Below are 26,815 nucleotides of genomic sequence, written 5' to 3'. Positions count from 1 at the left end.
GTACCTTTACTTGTGCTGTCAACTTTTTCTTGTGGAGCTGCATTATTAACTGTTTCCTGTGAAGGCGGAGTATTATTAATCTCTTTTTTACTTTCTTGATTATTATCTCTTATGATTTTTCCAACACGTGGTGCAGGTGTAGAAATAGAAGTTCTAATACTAGCAGGCGGTGGTGAAACAGCTTCTGTAGGAGCAGGAGGAGTAACAACATCTGATCTTGCTTCACTACTTACAGTTTTTGGGCTAGAAGTTGCTACAGAAGACGAAGCTGTCGGCGTTTTTACCGCAGGTGCCGACGTACCTCCGCTTGTAGCAATATTATCATTTGGTAGTCCGCCTTTCCCTACCTCTAAATCACTTGCTCCTCCACCTTGACCAGCTTTTAAATCACCAACTCCTCCTCTACTTACTATCTGATCGCCCCCCTTAGTTGCAGCACCCGCAGTAGCAAGTACTGCCATAGCTGCCTTAAATATTGCTTGCGGTTTTATAGCAACATTATTAAGAGCTACTCCTTCCGTCATATCTGCAGCAAATTCAGCTAGCTGACTACTAAAATTATACATCAAATACAATGTAAAACATGCCATAACTAACGCAAGCAAAATATTTTTAATTTTCTCAAAAAGCACTTTTGGAGACATGAAAAACATTCCGGGCCCTAAAACTACTCCTGATAAAAACTGGAATTTAGCAAGAAATTTATCGGTAGGGGTATTACCTGGTTTACTATCGACAATTTCACTGACACTATCTTTTGTAAAGTTAAATACCGTGGTAATAGGGTTATTTAACATATAACCTAAACTATTTTGACAGCTTTCTACGGCATCTTTATCAGGATACTGTGACGTATCATCCCAATCATTATTAATGTAAAATATTAAAACATCCCTCTTAGAAGTAATGCCACCTTGAATTTTGTCTTCTATACTATTGTGAATTAACTTGCTCTTATATTGACATTTACCGTAGAAACCATAATCATATACCGAAAACATCGTGATCATAAAAGTAACTACCACCATAGGTTGCAGCAAGAACGAGATCATTAGTTTAACCCAGCTCTCAAAATAATTTCTTGTATATGCGAATAAAAACATAGGTACAAAAAGAGGAGCCAAAATACCAAGTATTACTATAGATATCATACACATAATCGTTGCATTAACCATAAAGGCAGCAACCGAAATCACAAGTAACGGATAAGAAAGAGCGAGTGACACCAACATCATATTACCGGAGATTATCGCCGGAATTAACAAATAAATATATGGTGGAGCACTAAAACTAAAGAAATCAAAATTTAAAAAATCATGACTGCGATAAGCATTTTCGACAAGTAACGTAGATAATATATCAAGCCCTAAATAATGAGCTACCCTACAATCTAATGCATCCCATAATGCAATATAAGAAACGGTACCGTCATAAGAAAGATTGTTAAATTTACATAAACCGGACGGAGCAGCATTCATAACCCAACTTGCTAAACCGTTTATACCGTCAAGTAAGAAAGGAAACGCCCACTGAATCATGCCGTCTAACCGGTCATACGGAGAACCATTACCAGGGGTTATATTAATTCCTATTGAAAAATAAGTTACGAATATCATTTTCAATATAAAATTTATATACTCACTTTTTGGCGGCACTTCACCTGCAAGTAATAGTTTAAAGCCAAAAAACATAACATATAAAGTTAGAAAAGCCGTAACTATTTTATACATTCCTACTTGAAACTGAAAGAATGCACTATCTTGCCTTGAAACCAAATTAACCACTTGGCTTACATTATCAAAACTACAAACATCTTTACTAATTAGTAATCTAGAAATCATTTGCCTCATACATTCTATAAGAGGAGAAGTCATGACTACTGCAGTTTTTGAAGCATTATAAGCTTTTTGATAACATCCATCACCCGCTGCACTACAGGAAACTAAAGCTAAAGGATCGGTAGGAGTTTTATTTGGATCCTCAATAAAATCCTTATCTGCTACATCCATAAAGCTATTATACATGGATTTTGGAAACGGCTCTTTCATATATTTACAGCCGACGGGAACGTCTCCTGTAAATCCTTTTGTCGATACGCATATTCTATCTTTATCTTGAATAACTTTCCAATATATTACAGGAAATCCTAAATCAAATGCAAAACCATCATCACCGGGCTTACCAGTATATGGAACATGATATTCCTTTTTTTTATTTGCCCACGCTGTCTTTATATCATCCCAAGGGTCGCTCCCTGTTAAGACGGCTTTAGCAATAGCAAGTGCCGATTCTGCAACAGATGTTGCCCGAGATACAATTAATTTAGCATTATTACATAAAGCAAAGCGTAATTCTGGATTTTTAGGATCAATTCTGTTTTCACGAGTACATTGACCTCCGGGAAAATTCCCAAAGTTACTATCGTTAAATAAATCACTGTCGTTTATTTTAAGCTTTAAAAACGTATTCATGTATAAAACGGGAGAGACAAGATTCATTACCGCAAAAGTAAAGAACGGAGCAACAATACATGTATGAGAAAATTCAGTACGCAGCAAATCGCCTACGCCTTGGGTTTCGCAAGTTAAGCCACTCAAAATATCTACAATGCTATCAAGAGTATCTTTAGCATGAGTTTTAGTAACTATCCCTAAATTTAGGGCAAAGCTTAATACTAATGTTATAAGTATACTACGAGGAAATAATTTCATAACTAGTTACTTGCCTCGCATTGTAAAAATGTCATCCCGTGGCTTGTCCACGGGATCTCAGAATACAGTCTGTGAGACAAGATCCCGCGGTCAAGCCGTGGGATGACAGACAGGCATTTATAATGTTTTAACTGCTGCATAAAATATAGGTAACCATTTATCCGGATCATTGCCGTGTTTCTCTCTAATTTGATCGAGCAATATTACAGTCTCAACTCTACCGGATAAAACACTGATTATGTTATCCATATCATCTAAGCTAACTTTTGCCACTACAGCATCTATTCCTTGTTTTATTAAAAAATAACGTGTAGTAGGGTCGGTAGTTTTAATTAAAATATATTCTCGCTGACTTAACATAAATGCACTACGATAAATATCCGTAGCTTTCAAATTAGGTAAAAAAATCTGCGTAGCTGTTTGTTGAATCAACGTATCACTAATTCTACTTTTTGCAGCATCTTCAACACTCTGCGTAGCAAATATAACAAAAGTATTTAATTTTCTCAACACTTTTAACCAATCTTTGATCTTAGGTGCAAATACCGGATTATCGATTAAAGCCCATGCTTCATCAAGTACTATCATAGTTTTCTGCCCATCTAAAGAGATATTAATACGATGGAAAATATATAGTAATACCGGTGCAAGGCTTACAGGATCTTTAAGTAATTCAGTCATATCAAAACCGAATACTCTTGCTTTTTGTAAATCAATATCATCTATTTCATTGTCAAATATCTTAGCGTGTGAACCTTTACCAACCCACATTGCAATCCTACTTGCCAAACTATTTGGTGTATCAATACCAAGAAATGCTATAACATTACTAAGCCTTCTATCTTGTTTTGCTAATCTAAAATTACCGCTTACCGCTTGAGATAAGATTTTATTATCTTGTGCAGTTAAACTTTCACCGTTAGAAGTTACAAGCACGCGAAGCCACTCTAAAATAAACGTTCTATTCTCACTAGTATCTTCAAGCTGTAAAGGGTTAAAGTTGCATTTTAAACCCGGATCAATTACTGTATAAACTCCGTTTAAAGCACGTATAAATATTTCTGCTCCTCGATCTTTATCAAAAAAGAACATACGAGGTTTGAATTTTTGTGCTTCAGCACATAAGAAATTCATAAGAACTGTTTTACCGGCACCAGTTGGACCGATAATGAGAGTATGTCCAACATCCCTTACATGGAAATTAAAATAAAACGGTGTACCTGAAGTAGTATCAAGTACTGTGACATATTCTCCCCAATGGTTATCTCTAATTTTACCGAGCGGATAATTATGTTGTGAGGCAAAACTAGCCATATTAAGAGTATTTATAGTGGATTTACGCACTATATAATCCATATTTCCCGGCAACTGTCCCCAATAGCTAGGTTCCATGTTAACTTTTTCTCTAACCGGCTGAATTCCTGAATTAGAAAGCTCAACTGCTGCCATTGACAATATATCTTCCAAAGCTTTAATATTATTTGCGGAACATAAAAGCGATAAATGATGCTCACCGAAAGCGATATCACCGCTAGTGGCCATATCAAGGGCCGTATTAATTTCAACAATTTGTGAAGTAGCTTTATCACCGGATTGTATCATTCTATTTTGCTGTAATTGCATTTTACCGATCGCTACTGTTCTATTAACAAAGACAAAGCTTTGCGTCATAACAAATTCAAAAGGCATTTGCAGGAATCCGTCAAAAATTCCTGCCGAAGTATTAGGACCGTATTCAAGTATACTGATCATTCCAGCATATTTCTTGCCAAGCGGACTTCTTGCTTCAATAGTACGAGAATCAAAAAATAAGCGATGAGTAGGTAAATATTCGTCAATAGTACCACGCGGTAATGCTATAGGACCCGGTGAATCGCCGCAATTGATTAAAGATGAAAGGAATTCTAAAATTTCACAATAACTACCTGACTGCGTTTGACGAACTCCAAGCAATCTTGCTCCGTAACTTCTGAATGTATTAATCACTCTAGTTGACATTTCTTGAAGATTTTCTTTCATCTCTTTCATGTCGTTTTCCCAAGCGGTTTTATTAGATTTTTGTCTCAGCTTCTTTAGAAAATACTCAACTATAGCAACACCGCCAGTATCAGGCTTATATAAAATACTAACATATAATTCATTAAAAAACGACCTAGCCCCAGCATGTTTCTTACGCCATTCTGCACCTAAATAAGTAATAAAATCACTAGGGACTTTTACAGTAGGATCATAAGTAAATTCCGTATCGTCAAATATTACTGCTTTACGTCTTCTAATAGTATGGAAATACATAACGATATTTCCCGAAGCCATATTTTTAAGTAAGGCATTTCTGATATTCTTTTTAATGTCTAGATCTTCATCATCAGCAGTTTCAAAAGAAAATCCATTTATTTTAATAACTTGTAATAAAGAATTATCTTTTGTTAAAATAGTATTACTATCCCAATGACATTTATAAGGAATAAAATGCGAAGTGGGTCTTTCTTGTTTAGACCTTAATTCTTTAGCGGCTCTAGTTCTAAATAATTTCATTACCTCACCTGATTTAACTATTTTGATTTATTTTGTCAGTTATACCTCTTTTTATGTCATTCCCGCGTAGGCAGGAATCCAGATTTTTTGTTGTCATCCCGTGGCTACGACCACGGGATCTTGTATCACAGACTGTGTCCTAAGATACCGCGATCTCAAGGCGCGGTATGACATTAAATGTTACTGGATTCCCGCCTACGCGGGAATGACATAAAACTCAAATATTATATGAATTTGCTCCGTAGTAAAATTTATTAGGACATTGGCTAGTTCTTGACATTTTATTTAAATATAGCTCTATGAATCTCGGTTCTTTAAAACATATAATATAAGCTACCAAATGCAAAGCAGCTGCAATGAATAAAATCATAATGCCGTTATTCCAAATAAATACTATCATCGTCATTATCATATTTAATGCAGCAAACTTAATACTTACTCCAAATATCATCGGCGGTCTAGTTAACCCTACAAATAAAAGATCGGATGCTAATGCTCCTGCCATAAAAAACCTCTATTAATTTATATTAATATCAAACATAGTTGACAATATTGAATGCGGTGCTTCACTATTCACAAAATGTACGTAACCATTATTATTTTCAAGGGCATTAACTGCTATCTTAATTAATGCTTCTTCGATGAAATTATTACTATCATCTAACATTGATTTCAACAAGTTAATATCTCGTATTTTTATATTATACCGAAACGTCTCGGATACCTGTAATATCTCATATGGCAATATTAAATGTTCTGCACTTAATGCAGAAGCAATTGTTGCTAACGTTAAGTTAACATTTAATAAATGCGTTTTCTCCTGATCGTCGCTCGCAAATGGTGCTATCACGGGTATAATATTATTATCTGCAAAATTTAATAAAATTTCTGGATTAATCATAATAGGCTCGCTTAAAAAACCAATATTTATAACATCATGATTGACAATTTTTCGGTAAGATAGTTTTGATTTTTTTGCTTGCAGTAAATTAGCATCCTTACCTGAAATACCAACTGCATAACAACCTATACTACTTAACTTTGTTACTATAAGCTTGTTAACGTAACTGGATAAAATTTCCATAATAATAGGATTATTTAGAGAACTATAGTCGCTTATTTTACTAATTTTTTGACTAAAATTTTCATCCATTTGTGATATTAAAGACGAACTTCGTAAATCAATATGATCATGTACTATATATATTTTAGCACCGCACATCTCAAGCAATCTAACAGATTCAATAAAAGCCGTAAATAATTTATCGTCAATAATAATAGTAGCAGGTAATTTTAGAACTATTGCTTGATTCTTCAACTCACTACTACACTTTATTATATTCTTAATTATAGCAATGTTATTTAATGAAGAAATACTATCTACCTCTTTATTTTTGAGGTTTGATGCATTTTGCCAAACTAGCTTTAAGTTCTCTTGCACCTTCTTTACTCCTATTGCTTACATACATAACATTACATGAGTAGTTTAAAGTTGCAAGAAAATTCTGTGCTTCATCGTGAAGGTTTTTATGATCCGTAACTTTATCGGATTTTGTGAAAATAATTTGAAATTCTTTTTTATTTGCAAGTAATAGATCAGCTACTTTCTTATCATTTTCTTTTATACCCCTTCTTGAATCAATCAATAAGTTAACTAACCTTAAATTATAACTATTTCGTAAATAATAACTAATTAACACTCCCCACTGCTCTTTGACTGATATAGGAACATTAGCAAAACCATAACCGGGAAGATCAACTATAATAAGTTTATCTGCAAGGTTAAAGAAATTGATTTGCCTAGTACGCCCTGGAGTATTAGAAACTTTAGCAAGATTTTTATTATTACATATCGTGTTTATTAGGCTTGATTTGCCGACATTTGATTTACCGACAAAAGCAATTTCCGGTAATGAAAAATTGGGGATTTGATTTATATTCATAGCACCGGCTACAAATTTAGCTTGATGACGAAAAAGCTTACTGCCATCAGTTGATTTTGTAGGTACTATTTTCTGAGTAGTCATAATTTGCTTTCGTATTGAATGTAAGGCATTGCCTGCATGAATGCCTTATCGCAATGACAGGAAAACCAAACCATACAACAACACTGAGTTAGGAATGGCATCAGCAGGCTTCAATAACGCTATAAGTGAGCTAGCATGACATTAAAAAATATGGTAGCGGGGGCTGGATTTGAACCAACGACCTTCAGGTTATGAGCCTGACGAGCTACCGAGCTGCTCCACCCCGCAATAATTGAGAATTGACGATTTATCTGTGTTATATTTTGTTGTTAGTGTCATTCTTGCGTAAATACCGAATAGTCGTAGACTGCACGGCAACCCAGAAAAAATAATAAAAAAATTCTATAAATCAAAATTGTTTACTGGATTGCTTCGTCAATTGCTATGCAATTTCCTCGCAATGACGATTTGTTATCCACAAACAAAGCCTAGCTAGCTTCTTTCTTACTACCGAAAGAAAGACCTGAGAATCTTTTATTGAAATCACTAACACTTTTGTTCGATTGATTTACTACATTTCCGGAATCTTTATTCCATGCCGGATGCTTTCTAAAATCAACATCCATTAAAATTTCACCTGTAGGATGAGTAGACATTGTTTCAAAAACATCACTTCCTACTTTAATCAAAAACTTTTTATATTCTGGATGTATACCGCTTTTCATAATGATTTTGCTGTTTTAGTCTGAATTATTTTTTTCTTAATAGCTCTAGCGTTACTTGATAAAACATTATCATCGGCTTTTAGAATATATGCATCAAAACCCCCGGCTTTTTCCACTGAACTAATACATCTAGCATTAACCGATAATCTATATTCCCCGGCTGTTATATCACTTGTAAACTTAACCGATCTTAGGTTAGGTTCAAAACGTCTTCTAGTTTTACGCTGAGAATGTGATACATTGTTGCCGTATAAAACACCCACACCTGTGAGTTCGCACTTACGAGACATAAGCTAAATACCTTAAAACTTATAAAATATACTTCAAGTAAATGAAGAGTCATATACGAAGATCAACTTCAAAAAGAGCTAAGAGTTCACACGCCGAGGAGCGGAGCGTATACCTTAATACCTGAGCACTGCAGATCTTGTAGAACGACGTAGCCAATTTTGAAATTCATCCAGTATATACAATAGATTAAAGAATATAAAGCAATACTCCCCTAGTGTCAAGAGTAATTATTTTGTAGCTAAGTATTAGCTAATGCTTGATTTTTATTAAATAACAGAGTTTTATATAAAAATATAAATTAATTAAACTATTATAAATCTATGCTTATTAGTGGGAAGCCAGTTCAAGGTAATATCACCGGACTAATTAAAAAATTAGGCGAGTTGCCTTCAAGTTTTCCTGAATATATTAGTAATCTTACTCCAAAACCATTAAGTACAAAGGAGCAAATTGATCATAATCAAGCAGCTTTTTGTATAATGAAGGATTAAAATTATATAGCAAAGATAATCATCTTGTTGCTCTTAAACAACTACAACAAGCTGAACAAATTGCTATAGGTCAAACTGACAGTAATTTTCTTTCCTACTTTCCTATATTAATACTATGATAGGACGTAGCTATCAACAGCTGGGACTGTTTGATAATGCTATTCAACAATTTCAAGATAGCATAGAGAATTCTTTTGAAGCAAAGCAATATTATAATGTCGAAAATTCATACAAAGAATTAGTCACTGCACATCAACCACAAGGAACATTAGCCAAGCTAAAGAATTAATGGCAAGATTAGCTTTAGGAGCTGCTTATAAAACTCAAAACCGTAAAGAAAATTCAATAGCGCAGTATGCATATGCTTACTCATTACAGCAAGGTATAGTTGATTATGAAGCTGTTCGTGTGGAACAGCATAAAGTTGGTTTTTCTGATAAAGAAAAGATAGACACTGATAACATTCAATAATGCGTTGCTGTAATTTTACATGATCCATTAACTAAAAAAACTGCATTAGCCCATGTTGACAGGTTTACTAATGCTGGTTCTTTAACACATGATGTAATAAGCAACTTTCCTCCTAATACTCAATTAGAAGCTTATTTAGTAGGAGGACGTGATAGATCTGCAGTATCAATTGCGGTATCAGATGGTAATATTCGTAAAGTAACACAAGAATTAACTAACCACTTTAACGTAAATATAAAATCTGCAGATATAGAAGACAAGGGAGCCCCATTAGGAATTATATTTGATCCAATAACAGGTAACTGTTCCGGATAGAGAGGATAAAACAACCGCTGCTAGACAAGTACATTTAAGTATAGGAAGTAATACTCCTGTACTTTATAAAGCTTTTGATTTCACTAAAAATAAAAATATACCTAATCGCTCTTTAAATGAAATCCAACAAAAACATATTATTCAGCAATATTTATTAGGATCTAATCAAAATCCTAATTCTATTGACACATGGCAATCTCATCAAATATCAAGACCACTTACTAAAGTAGCAGATGAAATTCAAAAAACTAATCCAAAATTAGTAAAAAATGTAGTAACTAAAAATATTAGTAATCGAGTTCACGAATTGAATCTAAAGGATCAAGAACAAACAAAAATTGTAAATAATTTAATAGCTAAAACTGATTATTTATTATCTAACAATTTAAATCCGTTGGAAAGTGTACGTTCAGAAATTAATAAAACATTAGCACTTACTCATTCTACCTACCAACAAGATAGTAATATTAAAAAATCCTGGATACAAAAAAGTGTACAAAAAATAAAAGATTTGTTCATAAATATTTTTAGTAGTAATAAAACAAAAAATGAACCAAAATTAAACTTAACAAGTGATAAGATATTGAAAAAATATAAGTACTAAGACAAAAATAGCTGCACCTAGCTATACTCTTCCCAATAAAAATATTGCTTTACACAAAAATAATCAACAAAGTAAATAAACTATGCAAATTGAAATTAACTCACAAGAATATAAAATTTTTGATATAAATAATGATTTAGTAATTTATACTAAAGATTTAAATGAAGAGATTGCCTGTAGTTTCTTTTCCGTAAAATTAAATAGCATTAGCTAGAAATATTAATTCACAACAGTTAGAGCAATTAATTACTGACTTTAATCAGAATGAATTGATAGAACAAGATTTAATAAAAGTACGAATAATTGGAGGTAATGATTCGCCTGAATCATCTAAATACTTGGAAGATATTCGTACTACTTATAAATGGTATTGATAATAATACTAATATGATTAATATAATAGGTTTAGATGTATGTAAAAATATACATCCCAATTCTTTTGAATTAGATGGCTATCACGGGGGAGTTAGAGCTTTAGATTAATTGTAGAATATTAAATTGATACTATTAGAAGAGAAAATAGCTGAGATGTGGGGCGTCACTAATAGCAATATTTATCTTTATGGTCCATTTAGTAAAGAAATAAAGATAGGTACGATGTATTTATACGTGAAATAGGCACAAGACAAGCCTAACATAGTACCGATAACGATTATACGGAATTTTGCAGGACTAAAAATTAAAATAACTATTCCAAGAATAATTACTATTTTTATTATATCATCTGTCGTATAAGAGCTAGAATTTATAGCATAAACATTTAGATTTATACCTAGAAATATTATTATACATAATAAGTTCTTAAACATTTTATACCTCTATAGGCCCAGTAGTTAATCCATTTATAAATTGTTTTAAATAAGGATTATCACTATTACGCATTTCATCTTTACTACCGTACCATTTAATTTTTCCTTGATAAATCATAGCTACTTCTTTAGCTATTTTTGCGGCACTAATCATATCATGAGTTATAGTAATCGTAGTTGCCTCTAACTCTTCTTGTATTTTTATAATTAATTCGTTGATAACATTTGCCATGATAGGATCAAGCCCTGTGGTCGGTTCATCAAGCAATAAAATCGACGGTGTACTACAAATAGCCCTAGCAAGGGCTACTCTTTTTTGCATTCCTCCCGATAATTCGGCAGGGTAAAGCTCGAGTATTCTAGGAGATAAACCAACGGCATTAAGCTTTGCACCGGCAAGGTCGTTTTTTTCTTTCTTAGATAATTTTTTAATCTCGAAAGTAATATTATCACGTATATTTAAGGAGTCAAATAATGCTCCGCCTTGGAATAAAAAACCTATACCATCCATAATCTCAAATTTTTGTTTACTTGAGATATCTTGGATTTCTACATTATCAATAAAAATTTTACCTTTATCAGGTTTAATCAATCCTACTATATTTTTAATTAGAACTGATTTGCCACTACCGGAACCACCTAAAATAACTAATGAACTGCCCTTTTTTACATCCAAATCTATTCCGTCTAACACCTTATGATTAGCAAATGATTTATATAATGACCGAATTTTAATTTTAAATTCTTCTACACTCATGCATACTCCAAATAAACAAAAAAACTGTATACTCGTTTAATTTGGAAAAGAGCTAGGCGTTTTATATTTTTTGACCGCAGCGTACATAAACGTACGTGAGGATCAAAAAATATAAAACAACAAAACCAATTTTTCAAATTAAACGAGTATACCTATACTTTAAAAAATAATTCGGTTATTAAATAATTACTGATTAAGATAAGGATAGAAGAATTCACTACTGCCGAGGTAGTTGCTCTTCCAACGCCCTTAGCCCCTTTACCTGAATAATAGCCGCTATAGCAACTTATTATAGAAATAATAAACCCAAAAACTCCCGCTTTAACAAGACCGGAAATTACGTCAATCGGTTCTAAATACTGAAAAGTACTGGTTAAATAAGCTGCACTATTAAAATCAAGTTTATATACCCCTACCAAATAACCGCCCATAACACCAATTATATCCCCGATTAAAACAAGACAAGGCATTGTAATAATAGCTGTTATTACTCTTGGAAAAACTAAATATTTAATAGGATCGGTAGATAAAGTATATAAAGCATCTACCTGCTCCGTTACTCTCATTGTGGCTATTTCGGCGGCGATTGATGCCCCAACTCTTCCCGCTACCATTAGTCCAGCTAAGACAGGTCCAAGCTCTCTAGTCAGCGACAATACTACTACCGTTGCAATAGAGCTTTCAGCTGAGAAACGGGAAAAACCGATATAGCTCTGTAATGCAAGTACCGCCCCTGAGAAAAAAGTCGTCATTGCAACAACCGGAAGCGAGTGAAACCCGATAAATAATAATTGTCTGATGATTACACTCAAATATAAAGGCGGTCTTATGATACTGCTAACGGCAGCAAAGCTAAATAGAGAAAAACTACCTACACTTTGTGCAAACTTTACAGTACGTTTACCGACCGAATTAGCTATATTGAATAACATTTGTATTTTTTCTATTTAATTTAAGTACGCTATGTCATTTCTGCGCAAGCAGGAATCCAGTAACATCTAATGTCATCCCGCGACTTGATCGCGGGATCCAGTCTTTTTTAATTTTTTCTGGATACCGTGGTCAAGCCATGGTATGACACAGATATCTACCCGATATACTTTCTTTTGTATCTACTACCAAGGGTAGTTAATACCTCATACCCGATAGTACCTATAATACTCGCTATTTTATCGGGCGTGCAATAATTTCCGATAATTTCCGCTTCCTGCCCTAGAAAAATCTCGGATGGTGGTAGATCGGTAACATCGATATTTATTAAATCCATCGATACTCGCCCTACTATAGGAACGCTGCGACTGTTAATAAATACTTCGCCTTGATTGCTAAAATTACGACTAAACCCATCGGCATAACCAAGCGGTAACGTTGCAATGACACTATCACGCTTAGTTGTAAAAGTCATATTATAACCGATATGGCTATCTAGTGTCAAATTCTGTAAGTGAATTATAGGAGCTTTTAAGGTTACGGGATTCTTTGTTAAGGGATTAAGACCATATAAGGCTGCCCCTGGTCTTGCTAAATCAAAATGGTAATCCTGTCCTAAAAATATGCCGCCGGAATTAGCAAGACTTGCTTTGACGTTTGGGAAATATTGTAAATAAGCTTTAAATCTGTTTAATTGTTCTAGATTATAAGGATTATCTATTTCCTCGGATATAGCTAGATGGCTTATAATATATTGTAAATCTAGCCCTTTTAACAAATCACGATCATTAATGAGCTGCTCTATCTCATCAGAGCTTAAGCCAAGACGATTAATCCCCGTATTGAAATGTAAATAACAAGGCAATAATCGGTTTTTCAAATTACTAAATTTTTGCCAAATTTCTATTTGTTTTAAGTTATTTAGGACAGGTGTTAAATTATATTCTATCAGCTCTAAAGCATCATGTTCAAAAACACCGTTAAGAACTAAAATATTAACATCTAATCCTAAAGCGTTGCGTAAATTCACTCCTTCTTCACTTGAGGCCACAAAAAAATGCCTACAATTTTCTTCTATTAAAGCTTTAGAAATTTGTACTGCTCCAAGACCGTAACCGTTAGCTTTAACGGCAGCACCGACTAATGAGGTTTTGCAAATATCTTGTAATAAAAGGTAATTATTTTTTATTGTAGATAGATTTATTTCTACAGTACACAAGCTCATAGTATATTTATTAACTCTTTTACGATGATAGACAATACGGGTATTATATGAAATTTTGTAGATGAGTCACTTGTTTCTAGTATCCGTGATAAAAATATTGTCTATTAGACCTCTTGCATAACTTGCTTCTAAAGGTAATTTGTACGTCAATCCAGTACTCGCATCCTCACATACTAAAGTGTACGCTGCGGTGCTGCGTTCCGTGTTTCCTACAAATTCCTCTTTATTAGCTTCGTTCTCCAAGAGGTCTATTATCGAATTTTTAGAACCGGCAGAAAGCACTACATGAGTTATAAAAGCACTAACCGATAAAGCCGAATGTTCTTTTAAAAATCTCGCTGCTTTTACGATTGTTTCTCCACTATCTATAATATCATCAATTAATATGCAATTTTTGCCCTCTACACTACTTGTTATTGATATCATCTCGCAATTATTATTTATATCCCTTTCTTTGTTTATATAAGCTGAATCTATATTTAGTAAATTACTAATTTTTTGAACTCGATTGATACTTCCTTTATCAGGTGTAACTATAACGAAATTGCTATAAGTGCTTAAAAACGGGATATATAAATTTATAGGTTCAAGATTAGAAACAGGAATATTAAAAAATTTCTCTATTGTATCTGAGTGTAAATCAATAGTAATTACATGGTTTACTCCGAGCTTCTCTAAAAAATCTGCTATTAACTTAGCAGGAATTATATTTTGAGAATTTATATTATCTTGCCTTGCATAACCAAAATAAGGCATTACTAAAATTATTCGATTTGTGCTCCCGCTTTTTTTGCTGCATCTACTAGCAAAAACAACTCAATTAAGCGATCATTAAAGGGTTTTGATGTGGATTGTACTATGATTATATCTTCATTATGAACCGATTTTTGAATTTCTACTTTTATTTCGGAATCATTGAAATAGGTAATTTTCGGCGCAATATATTTAATATTTAATGCTATAGCTAAACGCGTTGCAAGTAACCTATTACTAACTGCCTGCTAAGATTTTCATGTGAGTGATTTATGTTGTTTAACGCTATTAGCGAGCGGGCTTTGTTGCGTGGATATCTAATCGTCATTGCGAACAGTCGTAGACTGCGTGGCAATCTCATGCAATAATAACAAACTCCTGAGATTGCTTCGTCAATTGCTACGCAATTTCCTCGCAATGACGACGAGGTGTCTACGCAACAACACCTCCTCACAATGACGATTTAAGATGACAGTGAAATACGACTTTCTAATTTTTGTATTAGTGCCTTAAAGCCTTGATTTTTTAAAGTATCGGTAAACTCGTCTTGTTGAGCTCCAATAAGACTTACACCTTCCGTAATTATATCAGAAACTTTAAAAACGTCTTTTCCGTTTCCTTTCATTTCACGTACAAGATATTCTACTTTAATAGGGTCTTGCTCTTTATTACTAATGATATTCATAGCAACCATAAAATCGGTTGAGCTTAAAGGACGAACTCCTACTATTTTAGGCTGTTTGCCTTTATAATCTTTTATTAAATCAGTATAAGATTTAGTAACATATTTAGAGTAAACTTTGATGAATTCCTGAACCTGCCCACCTGATAAAGTTTTTATCCCATTTCTGCCTAATGTATATTTAGCCATCCAATCAAAATCTAGGTTCTGAGACATTAACTCACGTGCTTTAGCAATTTTTACTCGCTCAGATAACTTACTATCGTTTAATATACTAGAAGCTTCATTTACTAAATTAGTAACGTAACTGTTCAAACCGGCAGGCACTTTTTCATTAGAATAAGCGGAAAACGTCATAACTAATAAAAATAAACCTGTAATAATTTTTTGCATATAATCCTCTTTAATTTCATTAATTCTTGGGTTTAGGACATTTAAAATTTTCAGGATATTGAACCGATGCTTCACGAACACGATGTAATGCTGATCTAATAGCCACATAAGGATCGGTAGAATTCTTCATCACATAATCACTAAACGGTAATACAACATATCGATCGTTTATTTTACTAACTGCTAGTACTCCTAAATCAAAATCATTATGAGTGTAGTACATTAATGGATTAAGAGCATAATTAGTAATTACCGAATCCATCATATCTCTTGCGTTAGTACTACCGATTATCGGCAATACTAAATAAGGACCTGGGGCAACTCCATAATGTGCGAGGGTACTACCGAAAGTTTGACGATCAGACGGCAAACCTACTTTACCTGCCACGTCAAATAAACCGCCTATGCCAAGCGTCGTGTTAATGAGAAACCGCCAAACGCTTTTCATAGTTTTATCGTAATTTAACTGAAGCCCGTAATTTACCGCCGTAAGCGGCGTATCGACATTACTGACGAAACTATTAACGCGTGCTTTTACGTAATCATTCGTGATGTTCTTATAACCTATCGCTAAAGGACGCAATATTATATAATCTAACACAGAATTAAATACAAACACTTTACGGTTAAATTTTTCATATGGATCATAAACTTCCACGCAACCGTTTTCATTGCTTCCACCATTATAGTTATATATTTCATTATCAACATATTCAAGATCAGCTCTTATCGATAATGAACATAAAATAATGGATAATATAATTAATATTCTCATTGATTTATGCTGTTTTCTTACAAACAATAATACTATATTTATTGTTTTCCGCTAGTATTATTTCTTCCGAAGTTAATATAGTAAAATTATTTTTTTGTAAAAAATTATTTATTTCATTCAAGTTAAAAATAAATTCTTTGCGTTTTACTGAAAATTGTGTCTTCGTCGCATTCGGTAAACAAAGGGCAAAATACCCTTGTTTATTAAGAGATGAGTATATTAAATTAAAATATTCTATTAAATTGTTAGTAAACGATAATCCGCAAAAACTAAAAATAATATCAAATTTATTAGAGTTTTGTTTTAAAAATTCATCGATAGCAATATTATATATTTGATCGTAAATTTTAGTGTTCGGGTAATATGTTGCTTGTAACTTATTCATTAAAGCAGAAACTTCTACACCGGTTAAAGTAAAACGTTCCGGAAAACGTTTTTGTATTTCATAACCTACAAGCCCTATATTACTTCCAAGTTCCAAAATAGAGTAATTATCCGGTAAATCAGATATCTGCTTAAGTGCTTCATTAACAAACCTATACGGAAGATGGATATTTTTATCGTTATTAAAAATAGTAGGATAATATTGTGCAGTTAAATCACGATATTTTCCACAAATTTCTTGAGGTATTTCAGTAATATCCTTATAATTTGTCAAAAAATTTATAAATATAGGTTTATATTTTTCATTAGATTTTTCTAAATATTCTATAGCTTGCCTGTAATTATTTTTTAAAAAATAAACCCATCCGAGTTGAGAATATACTTTAGAATCATTAGGATTAAAAAATTTATCGACTAGTTTAAACCTAAGTAATGCATCATTTAAATTACCTCTATATAAATGATCGAGTCCAAGTTGATAATTAGTTTCGGTTAAATGAGAGAATTTATATTTACAATCACTTATATAATTTTTAAATTCTAAAATTTTATTCTTAATAAAATTCGGTACATTTATTATAGTTAAGCAATAATGTTTGATTTTGTCTTTTATTTTACCGAGCATAGTTTAATTACTAAATTAATATTACTTACTATAATAAAGCATATCTTGATAAATTTTTAAATAAAATAATAATTTTACTTGTGAATTAATGGTATTGAAGCTAGGATGTACATGTTATATGTACATCAGTAGGTAGCTCATGAACTCAATTAGCGGCACTTCATTTAGAAAAAACTTAAGCTCTGTACTAAATACCGTAGAAAACGATCATGTCCCTTATCTTATTAAAAGTTAAAAGAAAGAATCATAAGAATATTATTCTTTTAACCGAAGAAGAATATGAATCTACAAAAGAAACATTATATTTATTATCTAATCTGGCTAATGCGAATCGAATAAAAAAATCTATCGAACAAGCAAAAAGCGGAGAGTTTGCTAAAGTTAATTTAGATGATTGAGATTGAGTGTACACTAGAAGCAGCGGAGGATTTAGCGCATTGGAAAAAATACGATATTAAAAAATATGAACGTATTAAACTTCTAATAAAAAATATCCAAGAAGCACCGGTTACAGGTATAGGTAAGCCCGAACCTTTAAAACATATATTATCAGGTTTATGGTCACGTAGAATTAACCACGAACATAGACTAATATATTCGTTAATACTAAACAAATTATAATATATAATTGTAGATTTCATTATAAGAATTAATATTTATTTCTTGAAATTACCGATTTTACTATAGCTTTCATTTAATACGGACTCAAATTATGTCAATTATTTCTACGAGGCTAAGTTCTATAAAACCGTCGCCGACCCTTGCAGTCGTTAAAAAAACTCTTGAACTTAAAAAAGCGGGAGTTGATATTATCACACTCGGTGCCGGTGAGCCTGATTTTGATACGCCTGACAATATTAAGGAAGCGGCGATTAAAGCGATTAAAGACGGCTTTACTAAATATACTAACGTTGAGGGTATGCCTCTTTTAAAGCAAGCAATAAAAGACAAATTCAAACGTGAAAATAATATAGATTACGAACTTGATGAAATAATAGTAAGCACCGGCGGTAAGCAAGTTATATATAATTTGTTTATGGCATCTTTAGACCAAGGGGATGAAGTAATTATTCCAGCACCCTATTGGGTTTCATATCCTGATATGGTTGCACTTAGCACAGGAACACCTGTTTTTGTAAATTGCGGAATTGAAAATAACTTTAAATTAAGTGCAGAAGCTTTAGAACGTTCAATTACGGATAAAACTAAGTGGCTTATTATTAACTCACCTAGTAATCCAACAGGTGCAAGCTATAATTTTGAAGAACTAGAAAATATTGCTAAAGTTTTAAGAAAATATTCACATGTAAACGTAATGTCCGATGATATTTACGAGCATATTACTTTTGATGATTTTAAATTTTATACATTAGCCCAAATAGCACCTGATTTAAAAAAGAGAATATTTACCATAAACGGAGTATCTAAAGCTTATTCTATGACGGGTTGGCGTATAGGCTACGGTGCAGGCTCTAAAGCTTTGATTAAAGCAATGACTATTATTCAGTCGCAAAGTACTTCAAACCCTTGTTCAATAAGTCAAATGGCTGCTATTGAAGCATTAAACGGTCCTCAAGATTATATAAAGCCTAATGCTTTAAATTGTCAAAAAAAGCGTGATCTTGCTTTATCAATTTTGAAAAGAGTAAAATATTTTGAATGCTATAAGCCGGAAGGGGCGTTTTACTTATTTGTTAAATGCGATAAAATATTTGGGCATAAAACTAAATCAGGAACAATTATTGCAAATAGTAATGATTTTGCCGAATATTTACTTGAAGAAGCAAAAGTTGCCGTAGTACCTGGTATCGCTTTCGGCTTAGAGGGATATTTTAGAATCTCTTATGCTACTTCTATGGAAGAGCTAGAAAAAGCTTGTATTAGAATTGAGAGAACAATCGATATCATTCCTGCTTAAGGCTTTGCATGGATACCAAATCGTCATTGCGAGCAGCCATAGGCTGCGTGACAATCTCATCAAATATCCTGAGATTGCTTCGTCACTTACTTTGTAATTTCCTCGTAATGACGGAAAAGTTAAAAAGCCACCTAAACCAACAAAAAAATAATGCGGAAAGTTTTTAAAAAATTTTTAAAAAATAATAAATACGTACTTAGTATAATTACTATTTTACTATATTGGTATTTGCGTTTTGTTTACTTTACTTCAAAGCAGAAATTTATATTTTACGATAACGGCAATAAGGAAAAATTCCTAAACGAACAAGGGGTAATCTTTGCATTTTGGCATAATATGCTTGCCTTAAGTCCGTCTATGTTTATAGGACATAGAAATATCTATGCTTTAATATCACCGCATTTAGACGGAAAAATTTTAAAAGATCTAGTAGGAAAATTCGGTTGCAGAGTGATAGTAGGTTCTACTAATAAAAATCCAATTGGAGCTTTACGTAATATTATAGGTAAGTTATCTCAAGGTGCAAATATAATAGTCACACCGGACGGTCCTAAAGGACCGGTATATAAAGTAAATAGCGGTATTACCGAAATTGCCTATAGATATAACACAAAACTTATTACTATAGTCAGCTCCACTTCTAGATGTTTCAGATTAAAAAGTTGGGATAAATTAATAATACCTCTACCGTTTGGTACCATTAAAATCATAGTTGGCTCGCCTTTAGAACTCACAAATGATAAAATACAAAACCATATAAGCCTTGAAAAACAATTAGCAAGCTTAACAGAAAGTTTAAAGAAATGATGTTATTATATTATGCTTTAAGCTTTATATTATTACCTGTTTATTTTATCATAATTCTTATACGTTTATTAATAGGTAAAGAAGATATAAGACGCATCCAAGAGCGTTTTGCTATTGGCAAACACAGACAAGACGATTCATTAGACTTCGTGCAAACGTCCACTAATAAAGAGGAGTTTAAAGGAGACACTTCACTGCGAACCACAGCGTATACACTAATACGTGAGGATGAAGGATCGACGTATAAATTACCTTTAGAAGCAAGTTATGCACGAAGGCTGATATGGATTAATGCAGCAAGCATTGGCGAGTCTATGGTAGCTTTAACATTAATACATAATATAAGTAAACGCTACCCTGACGTTCGTTTTCTAGTAACTTCTTGGACTAACAGCTCCGCTAAAATATTAACTGCCAAATTACCTAAAATAGCAGTTCACCAATTTTTACCGATAGATAATATTATTTTTACTCGAAAATTTTTAAGAAATTGGCAACCTGATTTAGGCATTTTGATAGAATCGGAATTATGGCCGTGTACTATTAATGAGGGAGCAAAGCAGTGTAAATTACTACTAGTTAATGCTCGTATTTCCGATAAATCGTTTAAAGCTTGGCTAAAAAGAAAAAGCTTTTTTCAGCTTATTCTCAAAAATTGCAGTAAAATTATCGTGCAAAGCGAACGTGACTTACAAAAATTCAATGAACTTGGTGTATCAGATGCAGTGAATTTAGGCAATATTAAATTTGCCAACGCAAAACTTCCGGTTAATCAAGAAGAGTTATCAAAATTAAGCTTACATTTAGACAATAAGCGAGTCGTGCTATTTGCCAGCACTCACCCCGAAGATGAAGAGGTGATTTTGCCTATAATCAAAAACCTAAAAGAGCAGTTTTTAGACTGCTATATTATCTTAATTCCAAGACATCCTGAGCGAGTTAAATCAATTATCGATAATTGTAAGTCACATAATTTATCCGCTACCGCTAAGTCGCAAAATGATTTACCTGTTTTAAGCGATGATCTTTATATAGTTGATAGGTTCGGCGAAATGGGACTATTTTTTTCTGTAGCTACAATTTCTTTTATCGGCGGTTCTTTTAAACAAGGCGGGCATAATATTTTAGAAGCAGCATATTTTTCTAATTGTATTATATTCGGTCCCGATATGAGCAAAAACACTGATATCGCTAAAGGCGTACTGCAAAATAAAGCAGCTATCCAAATCAAAAACGGTGAAGATTTACTAACTAAACTAACATATCTACTCAGGTCTAATAATGCTCTAGAACTTACAGCTTACCGCAAAAATGCTTTAAAATTTGTTAAGGACAACCAAAAAATCCTAGATGAATATTTAAAAGTAATTACGAAGTTTCTTTGATAAAATTTAACTAAAAACTCTTATTCTCCTAAAAGCTCTATAGTAAATTCAGGGTCTACGTGACTGATTTCTATACTTCCGTTATTTTCTAGTATTTTCTTATTCAAATACCTATAATACCTACTACTTATAGGCAAAGAACATAATTCACCTTTACAAACGGTTAAGGCCGGATACCATTGGTTATGAAAAATTATAGGTGGGTTTGGCAACGATAACTTATTTAATTTTCCGTCTCTACCGTAATGTATCTTTAAAAAAGCAGGATCTACTTTAGGCATGTTTGCCCCATCAGAATATTTTAAAATTAGCGAAATATCAAAAGTTTCTCCTGTATCTTCATCAGGGACAATCATGCTTCTAAATTCTTTAATCTTAACTATACGCTTGTTATTTAATCTTAAGGAAGCTTCAATTGTCTCTTCCAACACAATACCGCACTTATAACCGTTTTCGGTTTTAAATTCTTTTTGAACAACTTTACGCTTAGTAGGTTCAGAAAATATAAATCCTTACCGGTGCTGTTAAAAATCACTTCCTGGACCGACGACTTCTATTGTACCGATTGTCACTTTATAAACGTTTGAAAGGGTTTTAGCTCCAATCTTTGCACTATCTACCAGTTTTTTTCCGTATATTTTAGCCTTTTCTCTTTTAGAGGTAGGAGTATTAGGGGGAGTTTTCTCTAAAGGATCTACACGATTAGTTGTCATCGACTGAGTGGGAGTACTCGTATTACCCGAGACGAAGGATGCTTTGTTATATAAGTTATTTTACTTTCGGCATCAGTACCGAGTACTGCTATTTGTCCACTTCCTATCTTATAGGCGTTTTCTATAATTTTACTTCCTGTGACGGTAACTTTTACTGCCCCTTCTACTGCTTTATAACATGCATAACCGGCACATACTATAATAACTTCAAGCAATTCGGCATCATTATCACTATAATTAGCTTGTCTCCTACAATGCTCTTCGGCAGCATAAATTTGTGCAGCATTCCTCTTTTGTCCTTGACATAAAATGCTCTTCATTTAAACTAATAATAACAATTAATGTAAGATTTTCTAAGTAAAAAACCGAAAATTATTTATTAATAGATAGTTGATTGTAGTTAGAGAGATATTATAAATACGAGTTTAGAATAAGCACTTATCCTAAATTCGCCTTTGTTTGCTTTGAAAAGGTGTGAGTGAGTATTCACGAGTTTTTTACTGTCACCTAATTCAATTGACCACGGTATTCATAAAAATAACTAGTATTAGGTGTTTTTATATTTTTACTGGATCCCGTGATCAAGTCGCGGGATGACAACAGGATAGAATTATGTCTGCACAACAACGTATGCTCGCAATGACGATTTGGTATCCACGCGGGAATGACATTGAAGCTATGAAACACGCCCATTAACCTTGCGTAATGGCAGCTACTTCATCGGCAAAGTTTTTTTCTTCGTATTCTATACCTTCACCAAGTTCGTATCTAATAAATTTGGCAATTTTAATTTCTGCACCGAGTTCTTTTTCAGCATTTTTAATTACTTCCGCAACGGTAAGTTTAGGTTCAAATAAGAAATTTTGCTGAAGTAATACAACTTCCGAGAAGAATTTACGTATTCTACCTTCTACCATTTTTGCTATAATATTATCAGGCTTTCCTTCTTCTTTAGATTTTTCAAAAAATACTTTTCTCTCACGCTCTACGAGTGCTTGATCCAAGCTTGAATCATCTATACTTTGCGGGTTATTTCCTGCTACATGAACAGCAATTTGTTTAGCTAAAGCTTCTAGTTTTGCTTTATCTTTTGCGTTAGACGCAAGACCTACTAATACGGCAATTTTTCCTAAATTCGGTATAACTTCATTATGCACGTACGAACCGATTGCTCCTTCAGATATCTCTAATATATCCATACGACGTAATGTTAAATTTTCACCGATTGTAGCGATATTTTCTATAATTTCTTCTTCAACTGATTTACCGCTTTGCATTTTAAATGTTTTTAGCGTGTCTATAGTTTTTGCAATTACTGCAAGATTTGCAATATCCTTAACTAGATCCTGAAACTGCTCATTTCTAGCAACAAAATCCGTTTCGGAATTTACTTCAATTACCACTCCGGTAAGCCCATCAACTTTTGCAGCCGTTAAACCTTCAGAAGCAATGCGTCCGGCTTTCTTTGCAGCAGCAGCTAAACCTTTCTTACGAAGAAAATCAATAGCTTCTTCAAAATTACCGCTGGTTTCTATTAATGCTTTTTTGCAATCCATCATACCTGCACCAGTTTTTTCTCTTAATTCTTTAACTGCTGCAGCACTTATATTTATTTCACTCATACCTTACTTTCTCCTTAATTATTATATTTGGCTTGGGTTGTAGCTCGAAGAACGACCCCGGTGTCACCCCGTGGCTTGCTCCTGGGGTCCATAAAAACAATTTAAAATACTAATATATTATTAGTATTTTAAGCTGGATCCCGCGATCAAGTCGCGGGATGACAATGGGAAATCCGATCCATGCAACAACCATTATGCATTATCAGAATTTTTATTTTCATCGGCATCATTTAATGCTTGCTCAAATTCTGTATTTGTCTCTTCATCAATCTTTTTCGTTTTAGAGAATTTTTTAGCTTGTTTTAATTTAGAAACATTTTTAGAAGTTAACCCCTTATCTGTATGCTCTTGCATAGCACCCATATCAACTCCTGAAGCTTTCATTGATTCTTCAAGTCCTTGTAATGCCGCATCTGCAAATAAACTACAATAAAGTCTTATTGATCTTATAGAATCATCATTACCCGGAATCGGATAATCTACATTATCAGGATTAGAATTAGTATCAACTACTGCAACTATAGGAACATTAAGCTTTACCGCTTCATTAATTGCGATATGCTCTTTATTAGTGTCAATAACTACTAGAAGATCAGGTTTAGAATTAAGATTTCTAATACCGGCAAGAGATAGAAGTAATTTATCTTTCTTACGGCTCATATCGAGTATCTCTTTCTTAGTATAACCCATAAGTGCTTCTTCGTTTTCTAAGGTTTTGTCTAACTTATTTAGCTTTTCTATTGAACCCGCAATAGTTTTCCAGTTAGTTAGCATACCACCAAGCCATCTATGATTTACGTAATACTGCCCGCATTTTTCGGCATATTCCGCTATAATATCGCTTGCCTGTATTTTAGTACTTACAAATAATACTTTACCGTCTTTTTTTACGGTTTCATATATTGCATTCAAAGCAACGCTCATTAAAGCGACACTTTGTCTTAAATCGATTATATGAACATCATCACGTTCACCATATATATAAGATGCCATTTTAGGATTCCAGCGTGAGGTCTTGTGACCGAAATGCACGCCCGCATCTAATAATGCTTTAATGTTAACAGATGGTATTTTTGACATTTTTAAATTCTCCTAATTGTTAGTTTATACCTCCGTAAGATGTCCATTCTAATGAACTAACATATATCTTACGTGTGAATTTTTTGCTTAAGTTTTGGATAATCGTCATTGCAAGCAGCCGTAGACTGCGTGACAATCTCATCAAATATCCTGTGAGATTGCTTCGTCAATTATTACATAATTTCCTCGCAATGACGACTTACAAGCCCATAAATTATATACGCATATTGCGTAATTTACAAGCTTTTATTCTTTTCGCCAAATAGTAGTACCATCAGGTTGATCTTCTAGAATTATTTTTTCCTCTAATAACTGGTTACGAATTTGATCGGCTAATAACCAATTTTTTTGTTTTTTTGCTTCCAAACGCTTATTTACAAGCTCATTTATATAGAGTTCATCCACACCGCTATTAAACCACTCGTGTGGAGTCTTATTCATTAAACCAATAAAATTAGCACAAGTAATAATAGCAGAGGCGTTAAGCTGCCTTTCTTCTTCAGTTTTAGAAATAAAAACACCTTTAGCGTAGTCATTAATGATTTTAACGGCAAGCGGCGTATTCATATCATCAAGTAAGCTTTGCATGAAATCATGAGGTAAATCTATTTTCTGCACATTAATATTTTCTATAGCTCTATACCAATAATCTAAAGTTTTCTTAGCATCTTCTATAGCTTTATCATTATAATCAAGAGGACGCCTATAGTGACTACTTAATAAAAATAACCTTACTACTTCTCCTTGAATTTGTTTATCCATTAAATCCCTTACAGTAATAAAATTACCAAGAGATTTACTCATTTTCTCACCGTTAACCGTTAGAAACCCATTATGTACCCAATATTTAGCATAGGTAGAACTTGGAAAAGCACATCTACTTTGAGCAATCTCATTGGTATGATGCGGAAAGATTAAATCTGCTCCGCCGCCGTGAATATCAAAATTCTCACCTAAATATTTGTAGCTCATGGCTGAACATTCAATATGCCATCCAGGGCGACCAAGTCCCCATGGGCTTTCAAAATTCATATTTGCCGATTCATTTTGCTTTGCCGGTTTCCATAATACAAAATCTTGTGGATTTTTTTTGTTTTACTATTTTCTACATGCACTCCCTCAAACATTTCTTCTAAATTTCGGTTAGATAATTCCGTATAATTTGGCGCTGATAAAACATCAAAATAAACATGATTATCAGCAATATATGCGTGATCTTTTGCTATTAAACGTTCTATTATTGCGATCATTACATCAATATGCTTTGTAGCTTTCGGCTCAATACTAGGTAGCATACAACCTAAATATGCCATATTTTTATGAAACTCTTTCGTAACTTTATCAGTCAACTCATCAATAGTAACACCAAGTAGTGCAGCTCTATCGATAATTTTATCGTCAACATCCGTAATGTTACGTACATATTTTACTGCCTTCTCACCGAATATTTTTATAACTATACGATAAAGTAAATCATATACTACTCCCGACCTACTATTGCCTATATGAGGATTATAATAAACAGTCGGTCCACATACATACATTTTTACGTTAGCTTGATCTTGAGGATTAAAAACCTCTTTAGTACGACTAAGAGTGTTATATAAGTGAAATTGAATTTGCATATTTTATATTTACCAAAAACTGAAGTACATTTCTTTCAAAAGTAGTATTACATACTCTTTTTGAAAAAAGTTTAAAATTCGGAGTATAAATTAGCTTGTGATATATTAAACACATTTTGGCTAAAAAATTCATTGGTTAACAAAAATTAGTAATTAATAGTTCACATAAGTTAACAAAAATTATATAACTCGCCTCGTTTGTATTTAAAAAATAATAACTAA

Annotated in this window: 29 protein-coding genes, 1 tRNA gene and 4 pseudogenes; 10 read left to right on the top strand and 24 right to left on the bottom strand. The window is 33.0% G+C overall.

The window, feature by feature from the left end; genetic code table 11:
• From WSW_RS0107205 to rpmB, 8 genes are all read right to left on the bottom strand, one after another.
• On the bottom strand, positions 1-2,711 hold a 2,711-nt coding region (locus tag WSW_RS0107205), incomplete at its 3' end, for a TrbL/VirB6 family protein (protein ID WP_016917607.1).
• 117 nt (positions 2,712-2,828) lie between these two features.
• Complete coding sequence (locus WSW_RS0107200) at positions 2,829-5,246, bottom strand: VirB4 family type IV secretion/conjugal transfer ATPase (RefSeq protein WP_016917606.1); 2,418 nt, start codon at positions 5,244-5,246, stop codon at positions 2,829-2,831.
• Between the two features lie 217 nt (positions 5,247-5,463).
• A complete protein-coding gene (locus tag WSW_RS0107195) occupies positions 5,464-5,751 on the bottom strand; it encodes a type IV secretion system protein VirB3 (RefSeq protein WP_010976817.1) in 288 nt (95 codons plus the stop codon).
• A 12-nt stretch (positions 5,752-5,763) separates the two neighbouring features.
• On the bottom strand, positions 5,764-6,687 hold the full coding sequence (locus WSW_RS0107190) for an amino acid kinase family protein (protein ID WP_016917605.1): 924 nt from the start codon (positions 6,685-6,687) through the stop codon (positions 5,764-5,766).
• Positions 6,635-7,273, bottom strand: coding sequence for a ribosome biogenesis GTP-binding protein YihA/YsxC (gene yihA / locus WSW_RS0107185; protein ID WP_016917604.1), 639 nt, complete (start codon positions 7,271-7,273; stop codon positions 6,635-6,637). The genes WSW_RS0107190 and yihA overlap by 53 nt, the downstream gene beginning before the upstream one ends.
• A gap of 151 nt (positions 7,274-7,424) precedes the next feature.
• A tRNA-Met gene (locus WSW_RS0107180) sits at positions 7,425-7,501 on the bottom strand.
• A 200-nt stretch (positions 7,502-7,701) separates the two neighbouring features.
• On the bottom strand, positions 7,702-7,938 hold the full coding sequence (gene rpmE, locus WSW_RS0107175; RefSeq protein WP_004996719.1) for a 50S ribosomal protein L31: 237 nt from the start codon (positions 7,936-7,938) through the stop codon (positions 7,702-7,704).
• Complete coding sequence (gene rpmB / locus WSW_RS0107170) at positions 7,935-8,228, bottom strand: 50S ribosomal protein L28 (RefSeq protein ID WP_004996729.1); 294 nt, start codon at positions 8,226-8,228, stop codon at positions 7,935-7,937. Before rpmB ends, rpmE begins: the two co-directional genes overlap by 4 nt.
• A 321-nt stretch (positions 8,229-8,549) precedes the next feature.
• Between rpmB and WSW_RS1000000112200 the strand changes: the two genes are divergently transcribed.
• From WSW_RS1000000112200 to WSW_RS1000000109765, 5 genes and pseudogenes are all read left to right on the top strand, one after another.
• Positions 8,550-8,720, top strand: coding sequence for a hypothetical protein (locus WSW_RS1000000112200; protein WP_016917603.1), 171 nt, complete (start codon positions 8,550-8,552; stop codon positions 8,718-8,720).
• Positions 8,721-9,008: 288 nt separating this feature from the next.
• Positions 9,009-9,506, top strand: a pseudogene (locus WSW_RS1000000113400) (hypothetical protein).
• A 307-nt stretch (positions 9,507-9,813) separates the two neighbouring features.
• Positions 9,814-10,110 (top strand): hypothetical protein, encoded by a 297-nt coding sequence (locus tag WSW_RS0107145; RefSeq protein WP_010976811.1) that lies wholly within the window; start codon positions 9,814-9,816, stop codon positions 10,108-10,110.
• Positions 10,111-10,192: 82 nt separating this feature from the next.
• On the top strand, positions 10,193-10,324 hold the full coding sequence (locus WSW_RS1000000113705) for a hypothetical protein (RefSeq protein WP_016917600.1): 132 nt from the start codon (positions 10,193-10,195) through the stop codon (positions 10,322-10,324).
• Between the two features lie 55 nt (positions 10,325-10,379).
• Positions 10,380-10,593: pseudogene (locus WSW_RS1000000109765) on the top strand (hypothetical protein).
• A gap of 77 nt (positions 10,594-10,670) precedes the next feature.
• Here the strand turns inward: WSW_RS1000000109765 and WSW_RS0107130 are convergent.
• From WSW_RS0107130 to WSW_RS0107095, 10 genes and pseudogenes are all read right to left on the bottom strand, one after another.
• A complete protein-coding gene (locus WSW_RS0107130; protein WP_004996738.1) occupies positions 10,671-10,919 on the bottom strand; it encodes a DUF5510 family protein in 249 nt (82 codons plus the stop codon).
• A 1-nt stretch (position 10,920) separates the two neighbouring features.
• The gene (locus WSW_RS0107125) at positions 10,921-11,676 is read right to left on the bottom strand and encodes an ABC transporter ATP-binding protein (protein WP_016917598.1); all 756 of its coding nucleotides are present in this window, start codon (positions 11,674-11,676) and stop codon (positions 10,921-10,923) included.
• A 152-nt stretch (positions 11,677-11,828) separates the two neighbouring features.
• The gene (locus WSW_RS0107120) at positions 11,829-12,608 is read right to left on the bottom strand and encodes an MlaE family ABC transporter permease (RefSeq protein WP_016917597.1); all 780 of its coding nucleotides are present in this window, start codon (positions 12,606-12,608) and stop codon (positions 11,829-11,831) included.
• Positions 12,609-12,763: 155 nt separating this feature from the next.
• The gene (locus WSW_RS0107115) at positions 12,764-13,831 is read right to left on the bottom strand and encodes an alanine racemase (RefSeq protein ID WP_016917596.1); all 1,068 of its coding nucleotides are present in this window, start codon (positions 13,829-13,831) and stop codon (positions 12,764-12,766) included.
• Positions 13,832-13,897: 66 nt separating this feature from the next.
• Positions 13,898-14,113 (bottom strand): palindromic element RPE1 domain-containing protein, encoded by a 216-nt coding sequence (locus WSW_RS1000000113395; protein WP_238528579.1) that lies wholly within the window; start codon positions 14,111-14,113, stop codon positions 13,898-13,900.
• 30 nt (positions 14,114-14,143) lie between these two features.
• Positions 14,144-14,587: pseudogene (gene prs / locus WSW_RS1000000113390) on the bottom strand (ribose-phosphate diphosphokinase); the annotation flags it as partial.
• An 8-nt stretch (positions 14,588-14,595) separates the two neighbouring features.
• Complete coding sequence (locus tag WSW_RS1000000113700) at positions 14,596-14,772, bottom strand: ribose-phosphate pyrophosphokinase-like domain-containing protein (RefSeq protein WP_274378120.1); 177 nt, start codon at positions 14,770-14,772, stop codon at positions 14,596-14,598.
• Positions 14,773-15,047: 275 nt separating this feature from the next.
• A complete protein-coding gene (locus tag WSW_RS0107105; protein WP_016917594.1) occupies positions 15,048-15,659 on the bottom strand; it encodes an MlaC/ttg2D family ABC transporter substrate-binding protein in 612 nt (203 codons plus the stop codon).
• Between the two features lie 19 nt (positions 15,660-15,678).
• Positions 15,679-16,434, bottom strand: a complete 756-nt coding sequence (locus WSW_RS0107100; RefSeq protein WP_012719380.1) for an MlaA family lipoprotein — start codon at positions 16,432-16,434, stop codon at positions 15,679-15,681.
• Between the two features lie 4 nt (positions 16,435-16,438).
• On the bottom strand, positions 16,439-17,443 hold the full coding sequence (locus tag WSW_RS0107095; RefSeq protein ID WP_016917592.1) for a methyltransferase domain-containing protein: 1,005 nt from the start codon (positions 17,441-17,443) through the stop codon (positions 16,439-16,441).
• Positions 17,444-17,652: 209 nt separating this feature from the next.
• Here WSW_RS0107095 and WSW_RS1000000109755 point away from each other — a divergent pair, with 209 nt between their 5' ends.
• From WSW_RS1000000109755 to waaA, 5 genes are all read left to right on the top strand, one after another.
• Complete coding sequence (locus WSW_RS1000000109755) at positions 17,653-17,841, top strand: type II toxin-antitoxin system Phd/YefM family antitoxin (protein ID WP_016917591.1); 189 nt, start codon at positions 17,653-17,655, stop codon at positions 17,839-17,841.
• Complete coding sequence (locus tag WSW_RS1000000109750; protein ID WP_016917590.1) at positions 17,834-18,064, top strand: Txe/YoeB family addiction module toxin; 231 nt, start codon at positions 17,834-17,836, stop codon at positions 18,062-18,064. The genes WSW_RS1000000109755 and WSW_RS1000000109750 overlap by 8 nt, the downstream gene beginning before the upstream one ends.
• Before the next feature lie 91 nt (positions 18,065-18,155).
• Entirely contained in the window at positions 18,156-19,361 is a 1,206-nt protein-coding gene (locus WSW_RS0107080; RefSeq protein ID WP_016917589.1) for a pyridoxal phosphate-dependent aminotransferase, read from the top strand.
• Positions 19,362-19,511: 150 nt separating this feature from the next.
• Positions 19,512-20,168, top strand: coding sequence for a lysophospholipid acyltransferase family protein (locus WSW_RS0107075; protein WP_016917588.1), 657 nt, complete (start codon positions 19,512-19,514; stop codon positions 20,166-20,168).
• A complete protein-coding gene (gene waaA, locus WSW_RS0107070) occupies positions 20,165-21,553 on the top strand; it encodes a lipid IV(A) 3-deoxy-D-manno-octulosonic acid transferase (protein WP_016917587.1) in 1,389 nt (462 codons plus the stop codon). The genes WSW_RS0107075 and waaA overlap by 4 nt, the downstream gene beginning before the upstream one ends.
• 20 nt (positions 21,554-21,573) lie before the next feature.
• Here the strand turns inward: waaA and WSW_RS0107065 are convergent, their stop codons facing one another.
• The 6 genes and pseudogenes from WSW_RS0107065 to cysS form a co-directional block, all read right to left on the bottom strand.
• Entirely contained in the window at positions 21,574-21,984 is a 411-nt protein-coding gene (locus WSW_RS0107065; RefSeq protein ID WP_032850310.1) for a Sca4 family protein, read from the bottom strand.
• Between the two features lie 93 nt (positions 21,985-22,077).
• On the bottom strand, positions 22,078-22,266 hold the full coding sequence (locus tag WSW_RS1000000113385; RefSeq protein ID WP_238528577.1) for a hypothetical protein: 189 nt from the start codon (positions 22,264-22,266) through the stop codon (positions 22,078-22,080).
• Positions 22,263-22,586, bottom strand: coding sequence for a hypothetical protein (locus tag WSW_RS1000000113380; RefSeq protein ID WP_238528575.1), 324 nt, complete (start codon positions 22,584-22,586; stop codon positions 22,263-22,265). Before WSW_RS1000000113380 ends, WSW_RS1000000113385 begins: the two co-directional genes overlap by 4 nt.
• Positions 22,587-22,958: 372 nt before the next feature.
• On the bottom strand, positions 22,959-23,888 hold the full coding sequence (tsf, locus tag WSW_RS0107055; RefSeq protein WP_016917585.1) for a translation elongation factor Ts: 930 nt from the start codon (positions 23,886-23,888) through the stop codon (positions 22,959-22,961).
• Positions 23,889-24,080: 192 nt separating this feature from the next.
• The gene (rpsB, locus tag WSW_RS0107050) at positions 24,081-24,968 is read right to left on the bottom strand and encodes a 30S ribosomal protein S2 (protein ID WP_016917584.1); all 888 of its coding nucleotides are present in this window, start codon (positions 24,966-24,968) and stop codon (positions 24,081-24,083) included.
• A gap of 246 nt (positions 24,969-25,214) precedes the next feature.
• A pseudogene (cysS, locus tag WSW_RS1000000109740) lies at positions 25,215-26,593 on the bottom strand (cysteine--tRNA ligase).
• Positions 26,594-26,815: the final 222 nt, after the last annotated feature.

It is taken from the genome of Rickettsia honei RB, assembly GCF_000263055.1.
Taxonomy (GTDB): domain Bacteria; phylum Pseudomonadota; class Alphaproteobacteria; order Rickettsiales; family Rickettsiaceae; genus Rickettsia; species Rickettsia rickettsii.
Note: the sequence above shows the minus strand (reverse complement) of the source record. Positions and strands in the feature narration are given on the sequence as shown.

What these genes read in the sequence shown, in the direction of transcription:
- WSW_RS0107125 (WP_016917598.1), bottom strand. Translation starts at nt 11,676, where the DNA reads ATGAGTGTAGAAGAATTTAAAATTAAAATTCGGTCATTATATAAATCA.
- WSW_RS0107130 (WP_004996738.1), bottom strand. Translation starts at nt 10,919, where the DNA reads ATGTTTAAGAACTTATTATGTATAATAATATTTCTAGGTATAAATCTA.
- yihA (WP_016917604.1), bottom strand. Translation starts at nt 7,273, where the DNA reads ATGACTACTCAGAAAATAGTACCTACAAAATCAACTGATGGCAGTAAG.
- rpmE (WP_004996719.1), bottom strand. Translation starts at nt 7,938, where the DNA reads ATGAAAAGCGGTATACATCCAGAATATAAAAAGTTTTTGATTAAAGTA.
- waaA (WP_016917587.1), top strand. Translation starts at nt 20,165, where the DNA reads ATGATGTTATTATATTATGCTTTAAGCTTTATATTATTACCTGTTTAT.
- WSW_RS0107080 (WP_016917589.1), top strand. Translation starts at nt 18,156, where the DNA reads ATGTCAATTATTTCTACGAGGCTAAGTTCTATAAAACCGTCGCCGACC.
- WSW_RS0107195 (WP_010976817.1), bottom strand. Translation starts at nt 5,751, where the DNA reads ATGGCAGGAGCATTAGCATCCGATCTTTTATTTGTAGGGTTAACTAGA.
- WSW_RS1000000113380 (WP_238528575.1), bottom strand. Translation starts at nt 22,586, where the DNA reads ATGAAGAGCATTTTATGTCAAGGACAAAAGAGGAATGCTGCACAAATT.
- WSW_RS1000000113705 (WP_016917600.1), top strand. Translation starts at nt 10,193, where the DNA reads ATGCAAATTGAAATTAACTCACAAGAATATAAAATTTTTGATATAAAT.
- rpsB (WP_016917584.1), bottom strand. Translation starts at nt 24,968, where the DNA reads ATGTCAAAAATACCATCTGTTAACATTAAAGCATTATTAGATGCGGGC.
- rpmB (WP_004996729.1), bottom strand. Translation starts at nt 8,228, where the DNA reads ATGTCTCGTAAGTGCGAACTCACAGGTGTGGGTGTTTTATACGGCAAC.
- WSW_RS1000000113385 (WP_238528577.1), bottom strand. Translation starts at nt 22,266, where the DNA reads ATGACAACTAATCGTGTAGATCCTTTAGAGAAAACTCCCCCTAATACT.
- WSW_RS0107075 (WP_016917588.1), top strand. Translation starts at nt 19,512, where the DNA reads ATGCGGAAAGTTTTTAAAAAATTTTTAAAAAATAATAAATACGTACTT.
- WSW_RS1000000112200 (WP_016917603.1), top strand. Translation starts at nt 8,550, where the DNA reads ATGCTTATTAGTGGGAAGCCAGTTCAAGGTAATATCACCGGACTAATT.
- WSW_RS0107115 (WP_016917596.1), bottom strand. Translation starts at nt 13,831, where the DNA reads ATGAGCTTGTGTACTGTAGAAATAAATCTATCTACAATAAAAAATAAT.
- WSW_RS0107120 (WP_016917597.1), bottom strand. Translation starts at nt 12,608, where the DNA reads ATGTTATTCAATATAGCTAATTCGGTCGGTAAACGTACTGTAAAGTTT.
- WSW_RS0107200 (WP_016917606.1), bottom strand. Translation starts at nt 5,246, where the DNA reads ATGAAATTATTTAGAACTAGAGCCGCTAAAGAATTAAGGTCTAAACAA.
- tsf (WP_016917585.1), bottom strand. Translation starts at nt 23,888, where the DNA reads ATGAGTGAAATAAATATAAGTGCTGCAGCAGTTAAAGAATTAAGAGAA.
- WSW_RS1000000109750 (WP_016917590.1), top strand. Translation starts at nt 17,834, where the DNA reads ATGATTGAGATTGAGTGTACACTAGAAGCAGCGGAGGATTTAGCGCAT.
- WSW_RS0107095 (WP_016917592.1), bottom strand. Translation starts at nt 17,443, where the DNA reads ATGCTCGGTAAAATAAAAGACAAAATCAAACATTATTGCTTAACTATA.
- WSW_RS0107100 (WP_012719380.1), bottom strand. Translation starts at nt 16,434, where the DNA reads ATGAGAATATTAATTATATTATCCATTATTTTATGTTCATTATCGATA.
- WSW_RS0107105 (WP_016917594.1), bottom strand. Translation starts at nt 15,659, where the DNA reads ATGCAAAAAATTATTACAGGTTTATTTTTATTAGTTATGACGTTTTCC.
- WSW_RS1000000109755 (WP_016917591.1), top strand. Translation starts at nt 17,653, where the DNA reads ATGTCCCTTATCTTATTAAAAGTTAAAAGAAAGAATCATAAGAATATT.